14 protein-coding genes and 2 pseudogenes are annotated in these 19,481 nt (G+C 36.5%); 5 read left to right on the top strand and 11 right to left on the bottom strand.

Translation table 11 applies throughout. The features are described from left to right. The first annotated feature begins 236 nt into the window (after nt 1-236). A complete protein-coding gene (locus tag D7D53_RS07320) occupies nt 237-6,656 on the top strand; it encodes an alpha-L-fucosidase (RefSeq protein WP_120770589.1) in 6,420 nt (2,139 codons plus the stop codon). A 293-nt stretch (nt 6,657-6,949) separates the two neighbouring features. Here D7D53_RS07320 and D7D53_RS07325 read toward each other — a convergent pair whose 3' ends face one another. The 4 genes from D7D53_RS07325 to D7D53_RS07340 are packed head-to-tail and all read right to left on the bottom strand — an operon-like array spanning nt 6,950 to nt 9,715. Continuing rightward, nucleotides 6,950-7,258: a DUF5960 family protein gene (locus tag D7D53_RS07325; RefSeq protein WP_049552606.1), complete on the bottom strand. Its 309-nt coding sequence runs from the start codon at nt 7,256-7,258 to the stop codon at nt 6,950-6,952. Beyond that, complete coding sequence (locus tag D7D53_RS07330; protein ID WP_115904606.1) at nt 7,251-7,613, bottom strand: hypothetical protein; 363 nt, start codon at nt 7,611-7,613, stop codon at nt 7,251-7,253. The genes D7D53_RS07325 and D7D53_RS07330 overlap by 8 nt, the downstream gene beginning before the upstream one ends. Further along, entirely contained in the window at nt 7,610-9,025 is a 1,416-nt protein-coding gene (locus D7D53_RS07335) for a Y-family DNA polymerase (RefSeq protein WP_120770590.1), read from the bottom strand. Before D7D53_RS07335 ends, D7D53_RS07330 begins: the two co-directional genes overlap by 4 nt. A gap of 3 nt (nt 9,026-9,028) precedes the next feature. Then, nucleotides 9,029-9,715 (bottom strand): XRE family transcriptional regulator, encoded by a 687-nt coding sequence (locus D7D53_RS07340; protein WP_004269891.1) that lies wholly within the window; start codon nt 9,713-9,715, stop codon nt 9,029-9,031. A 249-nt stretch (nt 9,716-9,964) separates the two neighbouring features. Here D7D53_RS07340 and D7D53_RS10075 point away from each other — a divergent pair, with 249 nt between their 5' ends. The 4 genes and pseudogenes from D7D53_RS10075 to D7D53_RS07365 all read left to right on the top strand — a co-directional run bounded on the left by D7D53_RS10075 (nt 9,965) and on the right by D7D53_RS07365 (nt 13,433). After that, nucleotides 9,965-10,501: a YqeG family HAD IIIA-type phosphatase gene (locus D7D53_RS10075; RefSeq protein WP_235228610.1), complete on the top strand. Its 537-nt coding sequence runs from the start codon at nt 9,965-9,967 to the stop codon at nt 10,499-10,501. After that, nucleotides 10,485-11,321, top strand: a complete 837-nt coding sequence (locus D7D53_RS10080) for a VanW family protein (protein ID WP_042750122.1) — start codon at nt 10,485-10,487, stop codon at nt 11,319-11,321. Before D7D53_RS10075 ends, D7D53_RS10080 begins: the two co-directional genes overlap by 17 nt. Nucleotides 11,322-11,374: 53 nt before the next feature. After that, nucleotides 11,375-12,043, top strand: coding sequence for a beta/alpha barrel domain-containing protein (locus D7D53_RS07355; protein ID WP_120770591.1), 669 nt, complete (start codon nt 11,375-11,377; stop codon nt 12,041-12,043). Nucleotides 12,044-12,966: 923 nt separating this feature from the next. Then, nucleotides 12,967-13,433: pseudogene (locus tag D7D53_RS07365) on the top strand (DUF1643 domain-containing protein). Between the two features lie 179 nt (nt 13,434-13,612). Here the strand turns inward: D7D53_RS07365 and D7D53_RS07370 are convergent. From D7D53_RS07370 to D7D53_RS07400, 7 genes and pseudogenes are all read right to left on the bottom strand, one after another. Then, nucleotides 13,613-15,073, bottom strand: coding sequence for a hypothetical protein (locus D7D53_RS07370; RefSeq protein WP_120770592.1), 1,461 nt, complete (start codon nt 15,071-15,073; stop codon nt 13,613-13,615). Continuing rightward, on the bottom strand, nt 15,060-16,151 hold the full coding sequence (locus D7D53_RS07375) for a DNA cytosine methyltransferase (protein ID WP_218961674.1): 1,092 nt from the start codon (nt 16,149-16,151) through the stop codon (nt 15,060-15,062). The genes D7D53_RS07370 and D7D53_RS07375 overlap by 14 nt, the downstream gene beginning before the upstream one ends. Continuing rightward, nucleotides 16,148-17,212 (bottom strand): DNA cytosine methyltransferase, encoded by a 1,065-nt coding sequence (locus D7D53_RS07380; RefSeq protein ID WP_162927889.1) that lies wholly within the window; start codon nt 17,210-17,212, stop codon nt 16,148-16,150. Before D7D53_RS07380 ends, D7D53_RS07375 begins: the two co-directional genes overlap by 4 nt. 143 nt (nt 17,213-17,355) lie before the next feature. Beyond that, a complete protein-coding gene (locus D7D53_RS10215; RefSeq protein WP_245941814.1) occupies nt 17,356-17,589 on the bottom strand; it encodes a DUF5960 family protein in 234 nt (77 codons plus the stop codon). A 52-nt stretch (nt 17,590-17,641) separates the two neighbouring features. Continuing rightward, entirely contained in the window at nt 17,642-17,851 is a 210-nt protein-coding gene (locus D7D53_RS07390; protein WP_120770594.1) for a hypothetical protein, read from the bottom strand. 1 nt (nt 17,852) lies between these two features. Then, nucleotides 17,853-18,539 (bottom strand): XRE family transcriptional regulator, encoded by a 687-nt coding sequence (locus D7D53_RS07395; RefSeq protein WP_120770595.1) that lies wholly within the window; start codon nt 18,537-18,539, stop codon nt 17,853-17,855. Nucleotides 18,540-18,549: 10 nt separating this feature from the next. Further along, nucleotides 18,550-19,409: pseudogene (locus D7D53_RS07400) on the bottom strand (ImmA/IrrE family metallo-endopeptidase). Nucleotides 19,410-19,481: the final 72 nt, after the last annotated feature.

The raw sequence follows: 19,481 nt of genomic DNA on the forward strand, positions 1-19,481 counted from the left end.
GCATTTCTTGGAATAATTTAGTATATTTGTTATATTAAAGCTTTTTAGGTCATTTTAAAGATTAAGATGGTAATTTAAATTTTTTCACCTCAAAATGAAAGCGCTTAAATAGAAGGAGGGGTTAGTCTCAAACTATTGCACAAAATTTAACTATCGCTAAAAAAAAAAAATCGTTTCCAAGTCATACTTGGGCTCAGACAGTAGCTGACTGTCTTTATTCAAACTAGGAGTACATTATGAATCGATACCTTTTTGAAAAAGGGCAAACTTTTAGCATCAGAAAATTAACCGTTGGAGTTGCTTCGGTTATGGTCGGACTCGCTTTTTTTGCATCTGGAACAGCACTAGCTGACGAAGCAAAAATTGAAGCTACAAGCTCTCAACCAAATGTAGAAAAATTGGCCGAAACTGAAAAAACCAAACCAGAAGTCAAAAATGAAAGTCCTGTAATTTCTACACCTCAAGAGTCAGAGAAAGCAGAGAAATCAGAAAAAACTGTTAAACCAGTAGAAGAAAAATCTGTAGCAGAAACTAAAACTACTGACTTGCTTCCTGAAGAAATCCACGATCAAGCTTATCCTGATGCACCCGTGAAAAACATAGATACTTCAGCAATCGTAGACAAGAAGGATAGCCCTAAAGTTGAGACAGAAAGCATTCTAAAAAACAAGGAAGAACTTCCAAAAGAAGCTGAAAATGGTAATCGTGCGATTATCAACGGTGGTCTAGATTTGAAGCACGTCCCTTATGAAGGACAACCTGCTACTGCTGCTAGTATGATTTACACTATTTACAATGGTGGTTCCCAACGCTATATCGTGTCTGGTTCTGGTATTTTTGTGGCACCAAATGTCATCTTGACTGTTGCCCACAACTTTTTAGAATCAAACCGTGATACAAAAGAAGGACATATTCGAGGCGGAGATTCTGCTAAGTTTTACTATAACCTCGGTTCTAATTCTGCTGTTCGCAATTCTCAACCTGTAACGGGTAATACTACTCTTTTCAAAGAAGAAGATATTCATTTTTGGAACAAGAAAGAATTTGGAAAAGGATATCAAAATGACTTGGCTGCTGTTGTAGCACCTGTTCCTCTTCAAATCGCTAGTCCAAATAAAGCTGCTACCTTTGTTCCTTTGGCAGAAAACAAAACCTATCAACCAGGGGACCCTGTTAGCACGATTGGGTATCCAACTGACTCAAGCTCACCTGAGCTCAAAAAACCAATTGTAGCTGGTCAACTTTACAAGGCTGATGGTGTCGTGAAATCTGTTGATAATTATGATGATAAAGGCTCAAAAGGCATCACCTATCATATGACTTCTGTTTCAGGCCTTTCAGGTGCTGGTATTATCAACAGTGATGGTAAAGTAGTCGGTGTTCACCAACACGGCACAATTGAAAACGGCATCCCTGACAAAGACCGTTTCGGTGGTGGGATCGTCCTCTCACCTGAGCAAGTCAAATGGGTAAAAGATATTATCGCAAAATATGGCGTCAAAGGTTGGTACCAAGGTGATAATGGGAAACGATATTACTTTACTCCTGAAGGAGAAATGTTCAGAAATAAAACTGCTGTTATTGGTGAAAATCAATATTCTTTCGATGAAAATGGTGTTGCGACACTCATTAAAGGAATCGATTACGGACGTGTAGTTGTTCAACACGTAGATGAAACTGGTAATCCAATCAAAACTGATGATACTTTTGTTGAAAAAACTGAAGTTGGAACAGCTTTTGATTATGACTTCAAAAAAGAAATCGCTAAGACTGACTTCTATACAAAAAATCAAGAGAAATACCAGATTGTCTCTATTGATGGCGTCGAAATCAACAAACAACTCAAAGATGAGTGGACCTACAACGTCGTCAGCAAAACAGCTCCAGGAACACGGGTCATCAAGGTGGTTTATAAAGTGAATAAAGGTTCATTTGCCATTCATTATCGTTTGAAAGGCTCAGAGCAAGAATTAGCAGATGTTGTTACTGATAATAATGACGGAAAAGAATACGATGTTTCATTTGTAAACACTTTTGAAGCAAAAGAAATCGCAGGCTACCGCGCAATCACTCCACGCTTAGAAGCCAGCATCCAGCACAAGGGTGTGAATGATGTTGTCTTTGAATACGAAAAAATCTCTGATAGCTCTAATCCGACTTCAACTGTTTTACCTGCTGCTCATCCAGAAGATAAGGAAACAGAAATTGGAAATCACGGTCCCCTTCCAAGCAAGGCTCAACTTGATTATCACAAGGAAGAATTAGCCGCCTTCATCCACTATGGTATGAATACTTATACTAATTCTGAGTGGGGACATGGAAATGAAGACCCTAAAAACTTCAATCCAACTAACTTAGATACAGATCAATGGATCCGTACTCTAAAGGAAACTGGCTTTAAACGAACTATTATGGTTGTCAAACACCACGATGGTTTCGTTATTTACCCATCTAAATATACAAATCATACCGTAGCTGCAAGTCCATGGAAAGATGGAAAGGGTGACCTTTTAGAAGAAATCTCTAAATCGGCTACTAAATACGATATGAACATGGGTGTTTACCTATCACCATGGGATGTTAATAGCCCTAAATATAAGGTAGCTACTCAAAAAGAATACAACGAATACTACCTCAATCAACTAAAAGAAATCCTTGGTAATCCAAAATACGGTAATAAGGGTAAATTTATCGAAGTTTGGATGGATGGAGCACGCGGTAGCGGTGCCCAAAAAGTAACCTACACTTTTGATGAGTGGTTCAAATACATCAAGGAAGCTGAAGGAGATATCGCTATCTTCTCTGCCGAACCAACAAGTATCCGTTGGATTGGAAATGAGCGTGGTATCGCCGGTGACCCTGTATGGCATAAGGTCAAGAAAGCAAACATCACCGAAAATGTTAAGAACGAATACCTTAACCACGGTGACCCTGACGGAGATATGTACTCTGTAGGAGAAGCAGATGTTTCCATCCGCTCTGGCTGGTTCTACCACGATAACCAGCAACCAAAATCCCTCAAAGAATTGATGGATATCTACTTCAAGTCTGTTGGTCGTGGAACGCCACTTCTTCTCAACATTCCACCAAACAAAGAAGGTAAATTCGCAGATGCTGACGTGGCTCGCTTGAAAGAATTCAAAGCGACTCTAGATCAAATGTATGCGACTGACTTTGCCAAAGGAGCGACTGTAACAGCAAGCTCGACTCGTCAGAACCATCTCTACAAAGAAAGCCACCTTACAGACGGTAAAGATGATACTAGCTGGGCTCTTTCAAATGATGCCACAACAGGTAGCTTCACAGTCGATTTGGGACAAAAGAGACGCTTTGACGTTGTCGAACTCAAGGAAGACATCGCCAAAGGTCAGCGTATCTCTGGTTTCAAGATTGAAGTCGAAATCAACGGTCGCTGGGTGACTTACGGAGAAGGTTCAACTGTTGGTTACCGTCGCTTGATTCAAGGCAAGCCTGTAGAGGCACAAAAAATCCGTGTAACCATCACCGGAGCTCAAGCAACTCCAATCTTAACCAACTTCTCAGTCTACAAGACACCAAGTAGTATCGAAAAGACAGACGGCTACCCTCTTGGACTTGAATACCACTCAAATACAACAGCGGATACAGCCGGTACAACTTGGTACAATGAATCTGAAGGTGTTCGTGGCACTTCTATGTGGACCAATCAAAAAGATGCCAAAGTAAGCTATACTTTCACAGGAACCAAGGCCTATGTCGTCTCTACAGTTGACCCAGGTCATGGAGAAATGTCCGTCTACGTTGATGGCCAAAAAGTTGCGGATGTGCAAACTAAGAACACTAGCCGTAAACGCAGCCAAAAAGTATATGAAACAGACGATTTAGCACCTGGCCAACATACCATTACCCTTGTTAATAAAACAGGTGAACCAATTGCTACAGAAGGAATCTACACTCTAAACAATAACAGCAAGGGTATGTTTGAGCTTGAAGCAACTTCTTACGAAGTCGAAAAAGGAAAACCAGTCACTGTTAAAATTAAACGTGTCGGTGGAAGCAAGGGAACTGCTACTGTTCGCTTCATCACAGAACCTGGAACTGGGGTTCACGGTAAAGTTTACCAAGATACAACTCAAGATGTGACTTTTGAAGATGGAGAAACAGAAAAGACTGTTACCATCCCAACGATTGACTTTACCGAACAAGCCGACTCTATCTTTGACTTCAAAGCCAAGCTCACTTCTGTTTCTGATGGTGCTTTACTCGGTTTTGCTACCGACGCAACCATCCAAGTGATGAAAGCTGAATTGCTGATCAAGGATCAAACAAGTTATGATGACCAAGCTAGTCAGTTGGATTACAGTCCTGGCTGGCACCATGAAACCAATTCAGCAGACAAGTACCAAAAAACGGAGTCTTGGGCTTCCTTTGGTCGCTTAACTGATGAACAAAAGAAAAAGACAACTGTCACAGCCTACTTCTACGGTACTGGACTTGATATCAAGGGCTATGTTGATCCAAATCATGGTATCTACAAAGTCTTCCTAGATGGCAAAGAAGTTCCTTACCAAGATGGCATGGGAAATGCGTCGACTATTGAGGGCAAGAAATACTTTAGCGGTCACGCTGCTCAACGCCAAGGCAATCAAACTCTGGTTAGCCTAAAAGGTCTTGATGAAAACTTGCACGCAGTCACCCTTCAACTAGATCCTGATCGAAACGATTTGTCTCGAAACATCGGTATCCAGGTGGATCAATTCATCACTCGTGGTGAAGGAAGTGAACTCTACAGCAAAACACAAATCCTTCAATCTCTCTCTAAATGGAAAGACGACTTATCTAACTTTGATCCAAGTGGTTTGAAAAATACAGCAACTGCACGTCAAGCATTTAAGTCTAATCTTGATAAACTCACTGCACAATTAAGTTCTGATACGGTAAATGTACAAGATGTGATGTCAACAGTCACTACTTTGCAAGATATTCTTAGCAAAGACGAAAATTACCAAAAACCTGGAGACGAAACAAGTCCAGAACAACCGGTTGAACCTAAACAACCGGAACAGCCGGAAATCAATTATGATAAGGCTATGGCTAGCCTGACTGAAGCTATCGAGAAAAAAGTGGCTGAGCTTGGTGCCAACAACGATGCTAAGAAGAGATTAGTTGAAATTACTGATAAAGCAATCGCAGCTATCCAAGAAGCGAAGACTCAAGAAGACGTCAACAAAGCCCTCAATAACGCTCTTGAACAAATCAAGCAATTGCAACCTAGCCAACCTGAAAAACCAGTTGAACCGAAACAACCTGAACAGCCTGAAATCAATTATGATAAGGCTATGGCTAGCCTGACTGAAGCTATCGAGAAAAAAGTGGCTGAACTTGGTACTAACAACGATGCTAAGAAGAAATTAGTTGAAATTACTGATAAAGCAATCGCAGCTATCCAAGAAGCCAAGACTCAAGAAGACGTCAATAAAGCCCTCAATAAGGCTCTTGAACAAATCAAGCAATTGCAACCTAGCCAACCAGAACAACCAGTTGAACCAAAACAACCGGAACAGCCTGAAATCAATTATGATAAGGCTATGGCTAGCCTGACTGAAGCTATCGAGAAAAAAGTGGCTGAGCTTGGTGCTAACAACGATGCTAAGAAAAAATTAGTTGAAATTACTGATAAAGCAATCGCAGCCATTCAAGAGGCTAAGACTCAAGAAGATGTCAATAAAGCTCTCAATAAGGCTCTTGAACAAATCAAGCAATTGCAACCTAGCCAACCAGAACAACCGGTTGAACCGAAACAACCTGAAAAACCAATTACTTCTTCAAGTCCTGAAGAAGGGGTTAAAGAGCTTGTCTTCCAACTCCCAAGTTTGGAGATTGTTAAGAAGGCAGTACCATTCAAGACTATCCGTCGCGAAAATCCACAATTAGACAAAGGGAAAGAACAAGTTCTATCAGAAGGGAAAGATGGTGCTATAATCGAGTATATCGAAGTAGATGGCAGCAATCGTAAGGTAGTTCAAACCGAATCAACTCCAGCTCTAGACCGAGTGATTGAAGTTGGGACTAAACAAAGTTCTGTAGGAACAGAGGCACCACCAGTTGTGACTCTCCCTGAGTACCTTCTACCAAAAGAGCCTGAAAAACCAATTACTTCTTCAAGTCCTGAAGAAGGAGTTAAGGACCTTGTCTTTAAACTTCCAAGTTTGGATATTGTCAAGAAGGCAGTACCATTCAAGACTATCCGTCATGAAAATCCAAACTTAGATAAAGGAAAAGAGAAAGTTCTAGCAGAAGGGAAAGATGGTGCTATAATCGAGTATGTCGAAGTAGATGGTAGCAATCGTAAGATAGTTCAAACTGAATCAACTCCAGCTCTAGATAGAGTAATTGAGGTTGGAACTAAACAAAGTTCTATAGGAACAGAGGCGCCACCAGTTGTGACTCTCCCTGAGTATGTTCTACCTAGAGAAACTGAAAAACCAGCTCCTGCAGTTGTAACAGAAGATTCACCAAGAAAAGATGAAAAAGCACCTGTTGCTACTACAGTTAAACAAGACAGGGAAAAACAACTCCCAGAAACTGGAGAGCAAGAAGCAAATGCCTTCTTATTCTTGGCTGCTATTACTTCAGTATTGTCTCTACTCATCTTCCAAAAGAATTTCAAAGACTAATTAAAATCTTTACTTAATTCTTTTCAATGATTCTAGCTCCCCCAAAGAGAAGGCCAGCCGGTCTTCTCTTTTTCTATATATAAATCAAAAAATATCCATAAATTTCTATGGATATCTTAGTATCTATAAAACAGAATGATTATTTGGGATAAGTATTTTCGAATTCAACTACGATATCAAGTACACAATCATCCAAAAAGATGGAGCTCTTATCTGATTTAATCAGAAATACCATAATAATCTGCTGCAAGCTCTCCGCAGATAACTACAATAGTGTACACCAGAGAACGAGCTCATCTCCTACCAAATCTACTAGCCACTATTTTAACTCCGGCATATACATAGATCCTATTTCTGGGACACTCTTTCTCCGTTACCACCCTAAAATAAAATCTATGCTCCCGCCCATCCTTGGCATTTTCCTTGTTTAAAACAAAGTAGTTTTTCTGATTCATCGCCATGGTTCGTAGGATGTCATCAATCAAGAAAGTCAAGGGTACGTTCATGGCAGAGTATTTTTGAAAATCCTCTTCAAAACGAATATAGTTATCTGAAAAGTAATCCATCTGCAGTTTGTTTTCATACAGCTCTTTTCTAGTCATAAACTCCCTCCTCCCACAGCCGAATTTCGAGGATATCTGCAACCTCTATCAACCTATATCCCTCGCTTGTCCTAATAGATAGAGTCTGAGGCCATAACTCTCTCACCACACCGATGATAGTGGTTTTCTGCTTCTTTTCCTTTAGCACAAAATTTCCCCTAAGTTGGCCAACATAAAGCTGAGAAAGCAAGTGTAACTTCTCATCTGGAGTCAAATCCGTCGAAAAATCAACCCGACTTTTTTCTTCACTGAGCGAACTGGTGTGTTCTGAAAGGTAAAATCCCATCCACTTCTGCATCCCTGGATCTTGATAATCTCGCGCGGATTGAAAAGGTAAATAAGAACGATCAATCATTTTAATCCATCTAATCCTCCAGCAGAATGTCCCCCAATCAGCTTGCTTCTGGCAAGACTCCTAGAGGCTTCTTCCAGTGCATTGGCTTTTAAGAGTGAAGTGAAACCAAATTGTTCCCGAATGGAGTCAATGGCCGTCTGGAGCCTTTCTTCTTTTTCTAACTTATCAACATCATCAAAGAGAGATATCAAACCAAAGGACTCATCCACAAATCCTGAATAGTTGATTCCAACACTTCTGACTGCTCCTGAAGTGTATTTGTTATGAAATAACTTCAAAACATAATCCGTTAAGACAGCTGTATTATTGGTCGGTTCGACCTTCATTTGTGTGTGAATAGACGACCTGACCTCCTGTTTAGAGAAACCGACATAGATAGAGACAAGGGTTGTTTTCTTGCCAGACCTTCTCAATCTAATAGCCACCTGCTCCGCCATTTCCCGGAGAATAATTTCAATATCACGTAGCTTCACGTAGTCTCTCGGCAAGATTTGAGAATTCCCCAAGCCCTTGGATTTGGCTTTATAGGGCTTATGAACATTGCTCTCATCAATCCCGTTAGCATGAAACCACAAACGCAGACCAGCCTGACCCAGAGCTTTCTTTAACTGGTCTGGATTGCTGGTTGCCAATTCCTTGATGGAATAAATCCCCAGAGCATGCAAGCGTTTCTCCATCCGTCTGCCAATTCCCCAAAAATCCGTCATCTTAGGGATTGCCCAGACCTTCTCTTCCACATCCTGGTAAGACCAGTTGGCCCTCATGGTCGGAGTGTGCTTGGCTTCATTATCCAGAGCCAACTTGGCTAGTAAGGGATTGGCATTGGACATACCTACTGTAGAGTAAATCCCTGTCTGCCTCCAAATATCCCTCTGAATACGGGCAGAAAGCAGATCCAGCTTGTCTTTGCGAGAGAGACTCTTAGCTGGGATGAAATAGTTGAGCGAACTAGTTAGGTCAATAAAGCCCTCATCGATAGAGTAAGGATAAATATCATCTGGACTGCCATAGTTTTGAAAGATTCGCTGGATTTCCATATTGACTGCAATGTACTCGTCCATTCGAGGAGGGACAATCAAGGTAACTTGAGCCCAATCTTCGATGTAGCGAACATAGTCTGAGTCGGTAGGTAGCCCTTGCTTTCGAGCATTATAATAGGAAAATTTTCGCGTTTTGATATCAAAAGGCAAATCATAGGCCCGACCAACATTTGACTTGCCAAAAATCTTCTTAAACAGGGGAGAGGAGGCTAGGATAAGACCAGTTGAATTATCCGCTCGACTCATGACACAAAGCGAGGTTTTCAGCGGATGTAATCCCCTTTTCACGCACTCAACACTAGCATAAAAGGATTTCATATCGACAAAGGCAATGTCACTTTTGGGCTCTCTGGAATAATCAAAGTAGCCCATAGTCTAGCCCTCCATCGGCACAAAGTTCCCAACGATAATCCCCACAATCCGAGGATCTTCCTCATAGGAGATGAAAATATCTTTGTATTTAGGATTGATAGAGACCAGACGCAAGCCATCTTCCTCACGATAAACCCGCTTGATATAAGTCTGATTGTTGCAAACCACTGCATAAACCGCCCCATCATAGTCAAATCCTGTCTCTCGAATCAGAGCCACTGAACCATTTTGGTATTTAGGTTCCATGGAGTCCCCAGACACCCAGGACGCAAAATCATGGGCTAGTTCCTCATTAAAGTAAACCGTATCAAAATTCTGATCATCATAGACCGAAGCCCCAATCCCTGCTGACATGCGTTCATAAACACGGTACTCGTAGAGGCGCTCTGGCATCGCTGTTACTTTCTGGGCTTTCTCCTCTTGAGATAGGTTGCGAGCATAGAGAACAACCTTCTCCTGCCCTTGCTTGGAGAGGCTATGGTAGAGACGGACAATCTCGATCTGAGTAAAATATCCTTTGGATACTTTTAAAATGTTCTCTAACTGGGCTACCTTCTCCTTAGACGGTTCTTTGATTCCACGTTCCCAAGCTGAGTAAGCCTGGAAACTAATCCCAAGTTTCTCTGCAATTTCCCTCTGTGTCAGTTTTAACTCTTTCCTCCGAGCCTTTAATTTTTCTGGCTGATACATACTTCACCTCCTATTATGATAATTTAATGGACATTATCTCCCTTAGAAAGACTAATCGATACTTGAATCCATATTTTTAAAACTCAACCAAAAAGGTTTAATTTTATTATATAAAAAAAGTGGACGGTTGTCTACTAGGAATATCTATTTCTGCTACACACTTAATAGTGGTATTGACCTTGTTCTATATATGTGCTAGAATTATTGTTATATATTCAATGAAAGGCTTTACACAATATGTTTCCATTCATGCCAGCAGCACGAGCAAAAACTGTTTTTGATATCCCCTATCAAAGATTATATCAACTTGGTTTTAAAGGATTAATTTTTGATATCGATCAAACTCTTGTGATGCATGGCGCCCCCGCTACAGAACAAGTTATTGAACTTTTTCAAAATCTCAAAGCCATTGGTTTCCAAATTTTTCTTTTGTCAAACAACGACGAAGAAAGAATCACACAATTTAATCAACATTTATCTGTTCCCTTTATCCCACTTTCGGAAAAACCAAATCCTAAGAACTTTAAAAAAGCTCTTGACATGATGCAGCTAAAACCATTTGAAACAGTTATGATTGGAGATCAACTTTTTACAGATGTTCTGGGAGCTAGTCGGGCAAATATCTCCACTATCTTGGTTGATTTTTTATATGATCCTAAAGAAGGCGGAATTGGAAAAAAACGATGGGTTGAAAAATTAATACTTCATACTTACCCATTTTTGAGACAAAAAAATAAAAATTTAGATGTGATCAAAAAGGAGAAACAACATGGTTTTTTGGAATAAGGATCTATTATTTTGTGAAATTAGTCCTACAACATATAAAATCTCTTTAAAAAAAGAAAATCTAAAACGACATATACAGAACTTTAAACAAGGAAAAAAATTCTCTAAAATTCGTCAAGAAAAGATATTACCTAACTTAGTTTCATCATATTCTACCCAACTGATAAAACGTGGTCCTGGCATTGATATTACTCTTCAAAAAGGAAAAGCTACTAACATACAGATTGCTAGTAAAAATCTAAATAACATTATCATTCATCCAGGAGAAGAATTTTCTTTTTGGAGTTTAGTTGGTAATACAACTAAGAAAAAAGGATACCAGGAAGGGCGAGTTATTATTAATGGGAAAGTAGAACCTGATATTGGCGGAGGGCTATGTAATTTAGCTAACTTGCTTCATCTTTTAATTGTTCATAGTCCTATGAAAATTACAGAATTTCATTCTCACTCTGATGCATTAGACCCTGATAAGGGGACTCGGAAACCATTTGCGAATGGAACTTCTGTACAGTATAATCATCAGGACTATCGTTTTAAAAATAATACTGACCAACTTATTCAATTGAGAACATGGGTAGAAAATGATATTCTCTTCGGAGAATTACGCAGTGAATCCCAATTCCCATTCACTTATCAAATTGTCGAAGAAAATCATCATTTCAAAAAAGAAGGGGATCATTACTATCGTAACTCTATGATTTATCGTGAAAAAGTAGATAGAATAACTGAACAAATTTTAGAAAAAGAACTGATTTTAAAAAATCATTCAAAAGTCATGTATGATCCGAAGCTCATTCCTACTGAAATGATTAAACAATAATCTAAATATTCTACTATCAAAAAAGACTTAAATTCAAGATAAAAGGAACTATTATGAACACCACACCTAAATTAATCGTTATGCTGACACATAATGATCACACAGTTGAAAATGCTAGTGAAATTTTCGAATCCTGTAAAAACTCTAAAGCTCAGTATTGGGGATTTAAGGAAAAACCTCTTCCTATTTCTGAAATGAAGTCTCTATTCTCCAGAATGAAATCTTGCGGCAAAACTACTTTTCTTGAAGTTGTTGAATATGACGAAGAAAGTGGACTTCACGGTGCAAAAATTGCAAAAGAATGTGGGTGTGATATTTTAATGGGAACTGTCTTCTTTGATTCAATCAATCAATTCTGCAAAGAAAACAACATGAAATACATGCCATTTGTTGGACAAATTACTAATCGCCCATCTATTCTAGAAGGTTCTATCGAGGACATGATTTCTGAGGCAAAGGAATATCTAGCAAAAGGAGTTTACGGATTTGACTTGCTAGGGTACCGATATACAGGTGATCCTGTCAAACTAAACAATGCTTTTGTTCAAGCTATAGAGGCTCCCGTTTGTTTGGCTGGCAGTGTTGATAGTTATGAACGTTTAGATGAAGTCATTGAGGCAAATCCTTGGGCATTTACAATCGGAAGTGCATTTTTTGAAAAAAAATTTGGTACAGAAATTCACGAACAGATTAATAATGTTTGTAATTATATAGAGAAATAAGGTAAAGTATACTTTGAAATTAACATGCTCTCCTCTATCAAATAAATTTTACTTTTATATCAACAAACTACTCTCAAAAAATGAGACTTTTAATCTCACTTTTTGAGAGTAGTTTTGTATTTTGACTATCACTTTAGTAAATATTCAGCAAAAGATATTATAACTTTTATACTAAAAATAAGATCGAGCATTTTTAAAAATATGTATTAAAAATATTTCATGTTTCTGCTGTAAAAATCAATGGTGGAAATTTTCAGGGAAACTCTTGATTTTCAGACAAAAAAAGACATCCAAGAGAAAATTCTTGAATGTCTGTAAACGTTGATATAATCGTATTGATTAACGTTTACTAAATTGTGATGCTTTACGAGCTTTCTTAAGACCTGGTTTGAAACGGTTTGATTTCAAGTAATTTATAAATAGCTTTACATCAAACTTTAGCAGACTTGTACTGCTTTTTTCTTTCAAAAAAATTGAATAAATTTGATACAATAAGGGTATTTCAATTAGGATTAATTTCTCAAATTTATCACTTTTACTTTTTAACAAAAATTACAATCTTTGATTTAATTTTAAACTGTACCAAAAGTAAATAACTGAGCATGAGTAGAAATGTAATATCTCCACTTCTATTATACTAATCTACCACTCGGACAGATGGAATTAAATCGGTAAAAACTCGTGTCATAACGTAGCCACATCGCGGACAGACTATCTCCTCAAAATCCCTGAGACCTTCATGGATAGATGTAGGATCATATTCAATTAAAGATTTACATTGTTGGCATGTGATTTGTTTATTTCTCATTTATAATCTCCTATATGTTTCTGATTCTATTATATCAAAAGTAATCTAAATAATTTATAAATATTTTTCTTAGAAAAATATTTAGTGATATAATAGAAGAAAACGGAGGTTAACTATGCAAAAAGAAGCTACTATTTCAGACGATCAGATTTATCGCTATAAACTATCTCGTGCCTGAGATTCAACAAAACCTACAATTCTTTTTATTGGTTTAAATCCATCAATTGCCGATGAAACTATCGATGATTCGACAATCACACGATGTATAAATTACGTCAAAGATTGGGGATATGGAACCTTACTTATGGCTAACTTATTTGCTTTTAGAAGCACTTACCCAAAGGATATATATTTAACTGATAATCCTATCGGAAACGAAAATGATAAATATATTTTAGAATGTGTAGCACAATCTGATTTAGTAGTTGCCTGCTGGGGAAATAATGGCATGTATATGGATAGGGAAAATATCATTAAGGAACTTATACCGAATCTATATTGTCTTAAAAAAATAAAAATGGAACCCCACATCATCCTCTAAGACTTCCTAGAGGTATTCGACCAATACCATTCAATTTCTAAATATAACTTTCCCTTCTTATGAAGAACTCGTCTTGATGACACCCAACCAGTTAAAAGGTTATGTATTGATGAGTTTTGAGAATTCTTAGACTGAAATTATTGAACCATCTTAAAGCGATGGATAACAAAGACGATAACAATTCATTTTGCTATCGTCTTTTACTTATTTCAGTAGCTATCTATTTCACACCTACACCAAACTCATCAAAAATATAATTTTTTAATTCATATGATATATCTTTCCCTAGATTACTTGTTATCAATTCATCTAAAAATTTATATGTTAAATCTCTTCCTTTAAACTTTATACTCTGATATAAGTAGTTTGAGAGGATTGATGATTTAAGTAAAACTATTTCATTATTTCGTATATCTGATACTACTCCAGGTGTGTAGTTAGAAGTTACTAATAATGTATACTCTGCACCAATTTTAATCCTGTGTGATTTTAAGCGTGAAGTATTAACCAAGTTTAACTTATTTCTTGTAGACTTAGCTTCAATAGCAAAAGTCTTCATTCCTGTATTGTAAGTATAGAGACATTCAACATCAGTATTACTAGGACCTCCAATTTGTTTAGCATCTACATCAATAAATAAATTGAATGATGACTCTAATGCTTTTTCAAATCTATCAGGGTCTCCGTCGTTCATATTCATCGAATATGTCGTAATACCTGAAACGATTTCAAGTAATTCTTTATTATCTTCTTCATGAGAAATACCTAGTTCATCTAAAAGTAGCTTAGGATAGAAGTTATAAAACGAAATCCAATAATCATCCGAAAATTTAGATTGTATTTCTTCTTCAGTATATGGCAACTCTGAGTATGAAAAACTGTCTAACATTTCCACAACAAATGGAACAATGGCAGGATTTAAACTAACATAATCCGTTCGGTAAGCACGGGATCCTGTATTATTCCCTTGAATTAGGCTACCAATCCTATTTCCTTCAGTAATCTCTAAGATATTCGCACCTTCAAGCAATTTTGATGTGTATCGCCACTCATGGATAGCATTCGCTAATACACTTTCGTCTTTTTTAAATAACAACAATTTATCATCTGTTTTTAAAGCACGTAATTCTAAAATATCATTTATTAGTGAATCGTATTCTTTGTCAGTGCAAGTTTTCATGAACATAACTAAATAAAATATTTCATCATTATACAGTTGTCTATTCAATCTATCATCAAGCAGTAGCTTAAATAGTAGACGAAAAGGATATATATTAAATTCTGAACTCATTCGTGAAAAAGGATTTCTGAATGGATTTCCAAAAAGCATACTAGTAAATATTTTAGCAACCGAATCATGATCACCTAAAAAATCTAACAATAAATTACCTAATGGTGAAAAAACAAACTTTTTGTTTGCCTTTCTTCCTTTTTCATAAAAACCAAACATGTACCATGCTACTTGAATGGTTTTAAACTTCCCAGTATCAATACTTAATTTTTCTCTTGGTTTATATTTTCCTTCCTCAATCATTTTCGTCATTAGAGATTCTATACCAGAATCAGATATTGATGTATTAGAACGAATAGCACTTGCATATAGAGTCAACATTTCAAAATCATTGAAATACTTCATCAATGTCCATTTTTCATGTAAACTTGATCGATTATAATTTCTCATAATTCACCTCATTAGCAATTAAAATTTGCTCAATGATTTTTTTACTCAATAATGGAGGGATGGACTCTCCAATTAAAAGTCTGACGAACTTATCTTCCTTATCTGTAAGAGTAGCTGGAATACCCCAATCAAGTGGTAATGAGGAAACAATTATAACTTCACGTAATGTCATCGCTCTAGCATCTGACCACGTTCCATCCTCCCTTTCTCTACCGGGGTGAACATTATTATGTCCGCTTATCATATAGTTATTTGTAGCCCTAGTAGGTGACGGTTCATCCCACTTCATCCTTTTATAAGTGTTATGAAAACCTTTAACTTTGCTTCCGTCTTTTTTCTTAGGATAGTACACTTCATTAGTCATAGCACTTTTCCCTTCAGGGGTATGCGACATTACCTCACGGTGCATATCGCTGACTTTCAACGCTCTATGCCACTGTATAGAACTCACTTCTCCAGATTCTAAGCTGGGCAAATCCCAGATTGCATCTCTAAGTGTAACTACTTTGTCCTCCTTTTTAGGCCAAGGCCACAAGTACTTTTTTTTGTAGAGTTTAATTATTGCTCTTGGTCTACTTTGTGGTACTCCATAATCCTTAGCGTTTAAAATTTGAGATTCAACTATATATTTGTCTGAAAACTTTTCATTTAAAATTTCTTCAAAGGTTAAATCCATTTTAGAGTATTGAAACTTCATTTTCAAAAACTTAGGAACATTTTCAATAAAAACAAAGTCAGGATCAAGATCTTCAACTGCATTTAAAGTATGCCAAAACAATTCATTTCTAGCATCGTTGTAATATTGTTTTTTTCCTAAAGTACTCATTCCTTGACAAGGTGGGGTACTAATTATCATGTTTACCCCACACTTTTTCGATTCGGATATTACTTTATCATATATTTCTTTGTCGACTATATCACCCTGAATCATATTTGTATCTGGATGTAGCCGACGATAATAGTCAGCCCTCTCTGAAACCAATTCGTTTGCTACTGTTACTTCTAAACCGATATCCTCAAAGTACGTTTCTGAAATACCAGCACTAGAAAACATTGATAAAATTTTAAATTTACTCACACGACAACTCCTTCCAATATGCTCTTCATCATCAACGGTGGTATTCCCTCACCAACTAATGTTCTAAATTGTCTTTCGCTTAAAGATTTTGGAATTTCCATCTCCGCTGGTAATGACGATACAATCAGTAATTCTCGCAAACTTAGGACTCGAGCATCACTCCATGTACCATCAGGAAGTTCTCTACCAGGATGAACATTTTCTTGAGATGAAATAATCTCATTCCTCATTGTGACAGTTGGTGCAGGTCTATCCCAATTCATCCGTTTATATGTATTATTGTATCCCTTGATTTTTTCACCGGTTTTCTTTTTCGGATAGTACTCCAAATTATCAAATGCACTCTTTCCTGTCGGAGTATGTTTCATAGCTAAAATATGGTTCTCTGGATGGAGTCTCGCAAAGTGATTTTTTAACCCTGAATCTTCACCTGATTCAAGAGAAGGTAAATCTCCAATAGCTTCTTCTAGTGTGACAATTTTTTTAGAGTTGTCGATGTCCCATTTTAGCCCTTTTTTCCATATACGATAAACTATTCGGGCTCTACTTTGTGGTACTGAAAAGTTAGCAGAGTTCAATTCCTCAACTTTAATATTATAACTGCTACCAAATTTTTTAATTAACAATTCTTCTAAGTCTATATACTCACCATCCACTGGAAACAGCATTTTTTTAAATCTCGGAACATTTTCAATTAAAAAATAGCTAGGTAATAATTCTTCAAAAATCTTTATAGCTTCTAATATTAAGAAATTTCTAGCATCTTTTAGGTAGTCCTCTGATTTCTTATTTAAGCCAGCTAATGATACTCCTTGACAAGGTGGAGTTGCAATCAATAATTCTACATTTAATTTATCAGCTTTTAAAATAATATCTTTTCTAATATCTTTATCGGTAATGTCTCCTGAAATAATTTCAGTACTTGGATAAATATCTAAATGTGCTTTAGATCTTTTGCTATCTATCTCATTTGCAAGAACTACATTTATTCCAATATCTTTTAAATAATATTCCGCAATTCCTATACTAGAAAATAGTGATACAGCATTTAAAACAGTCATAAAACTCCTCATTGGTTAACATGGTATTTATTCTTTTAAATTGATTTTTATACCATAACGTATATTTTTGATAATATTTTCGTATTATACATTATATCATAGATGGACTAAATTGACTCAGTCCGAGAGAGTAAAACCAATTTTCATTGTGCACTACTAAACACCCTCAAATACTGATACTTCCGAACCGTCTTGCTTTCATCACTCATTTCAATTTTAAAGTAAAAATAGTGATCTCGTCCGTCTTTACTGTTCTCTTTATTGAGTTTGAAATAATTCTTATGGCTCATCACCATTTCTCTTAGTATATCATCAGTGAGGAATGTCAATCGTACATCCATAGCTGAATACTTATAGAAGTCTTCTTCAAAATTAATTTAGGAATCCGAGAAATAGTCAAACTGTAATTTATCCTTATAAATTTCTCTCCTACTCATCTGTCAATTCCTCCATTAAACTGATGCCCAAAATGTCAGCTACTTGTAGTAACTGGTACTTATCAGCTGTTTTTATTGTGATTTTAGACGGACTTATTTCAGTCACTTGCCCTGTATATCGCTCTTTTCTCTTGTCGGATTTGACTTCAAATATTCCTGTCAGTCTGCCAACATACAACTGGGTAATCAAAATATCCCACAACCTAACCCTCCATAGGTACAAAATTCCCAACAATGATTCCTACAACCCGTGGATCCTCATCATAGGAGAGGTAAATATCTTTGTATTTAGGATTAATCGAAACTAAACGTAACCCTTCTTCTTCGCGATAGACTCTTTTAATATAGGTTTGATTGTTCCATACAACTGCGTACACAGCTCCATCATAATCAAAACCAGTCTCTCGAATCAGTGCTACAGATCCATTATGGTATTTTGGTTCCATTGAATCACCTGATACCCAAGAAGCAAAATCATGAGCCAACTCCTCATTAAAATAGACTGTATCAAAATTACGGTCACCATAAACAGAAGCACCAATACCTGCAGACATTCTTTCGTAAACATGATATTCAAAAAGTTTTTCTGAAATATATGTCACTTTTTTACTTTTCTCTTCTTCCAACAAGTCGTGAGCATAAGCTACTACTTTTTCTTTTCCGTTATTTGAAAGACTATTATATATCTGTACTATTTCAATCTCGGTAAAATATCCTACTGAAACATTCAGAATCTTTTCTAATTGAGAGACCTTTTCTTTCGATGGTTCTTTTATTCCACGCTCCCAAGCTGAGTAAGCTTGAAACGTTATACCTAATTGGTCTGAAATTTCTTTTTGAGTCATGCCAAGCTCTTTTCTACGAGCTTTAAGTTTTTCTGGTTGATACATTAAATTCACCTCACATTAATAATAATTGTAATTCAGCTTTTTCCTTGCTTGTTCATCTGATAACTTCAAACTATCCCAAGCATATGCTATTTGTTTGCCCTTATTATATACTAGCCAAATTTTCAAATGTTTAATATTTTCTTTTAAATTAGCCCAATTTTCTTGATGAAGTAACTCTGGTACCTCTTGACTAGAAACAAATCCCTTTTCATCAATTCGATTTCGAATCTGATTCATCAAAGGAGGTCCATATTGATTAAATTCTGCAATTATTTTTTCTTTAATATTATGAAAAAAATTATGAATTGAAGCATTGTTTCTCTGGATATAGTCTTCAATAGCCGATTTAATTTGACCTTCTTTATTAGGGAAATACTCACGCAAGAGATCCAATAAACGAAAATACAAGGCTTGCTTTGAAACTTCTAGGCTATTTTGTACTTTTTGGAAGCTTTCACAACTGTAATAAATTTTAGACAATAGCACAATATCGGGCATCAATACAACAGCTAAAAAGATATTCGCCTCTCTTTCTAATACATTTTCCTGATTATATACAGATTCAGTAAAGCACGTACCACTATGGTTAAGAATAAAATGGCCTAGTTCATGACAAAGAGTAAAATTCTGCTTAACTTTTGGATTATCTCTTTCATAGGAAAAGCTTATTCCATCTTGGTCAATTATTGTCAATCCTTCAATCTTACGATTTGTAAAATGATGACTCATAACCTGAATTTTGTTTTCTTTAATACAATACTGAAAAAAGTCCGTAAAGTGATAATCCAGTAGGGAGATATTCTGATCTTTTATGTACTGATACAGTTTCTGTTTTATAACATTACTTACTCTTGCATACAATTCATCCAAAGAACTGTACCTCCTTTAAGTATAAATAACAAAAATAAACCAAATTGATTGAGTTCATTATATAAAAAAAGT

Source organism: Streptococcus gwangjuense (genome assembly GCF_003627155.1).
GTDB lineage: Bacteria > Bacillota > Bacilli > Lactobacillales > Streptococcaceae > Streptococcus > Streptococcus gwangjuensis.

Coding starts and splice junctions, on each gene's coding strand:
- D7D53_RS07325 (WP_049552606.1), bottom strand. CDS start 7,258: ATGACTAGAAAAGAGCTGTATGAAAACAAACTGCAGATGGATTACTTT.
- D7D53_RS07355 (WP_120770591.1), top strand. CDS start 11,375: ATGAACACCACACCTAAATTAATCGTTATGCTGACACATAATGATCAC.
- D7D53_RS07335 (WP_120770590.1), bottom strand. CDS start 9,025: ATGGGCTACTTTGATTATTCCAGAGAGCCCAAAAGTGACATTGCCTTT.
- D7D53_RS07380 (WP_162927889.1), bottom strand. CDS start 17,212: ATGACTGTTTTAAATGCTGTATCACTATTTTCTAGTATAGGAATTGCG.
- D7D53_RS07370 (WP_120770592.1), bottom strand. CDS start 15,073: ATGAGAAATTATAATCGATCAAGTTTACATGAAAAATGGACATTGATG.
- D7D53_RS07395 (WP_120770595.1), bottom strand. CDS start 18,539: ATGTATCAACCAGAAAAACTTAAAGCTCGTAGAAAAGAGCTTGGCATG.
- D7D53_RS10075 (WP_235228610.1), top strand. CDS start 9,965: ATGCCAGCAGCACGAGCAAAAACTGTTTTTGATATCCCCTATCAAAGA.
- D7D53_RS07340 (WP_004269891.1), bottom strand. CDS start 9,715: ATGTATCAGCCAGAAAAATTAAAGGCTCGGAGGAAAGAGTTAAAACTG.
- D7D53_RS10080 (WP_042750122.1), top strand. CDS start 10,485: ATGGTTTTTTGGAATAAGGATCTATTATTTTGTGAAATTAGTCCTACA.
- D7D53_RS07320 (WP_120770589.1), top strand. CDS start 237: ATGAATCGATACCTTTTTGAAAAAGGGCAAACTTTTAGCATCAGAAAA.
- D7D53_RS07330 (WP_115904606.1), bottom strand. CDS start 7,613: ATGATTGATCGTTCTTATTTACCTTTTCAATCCGCGCGAGATTATCAA.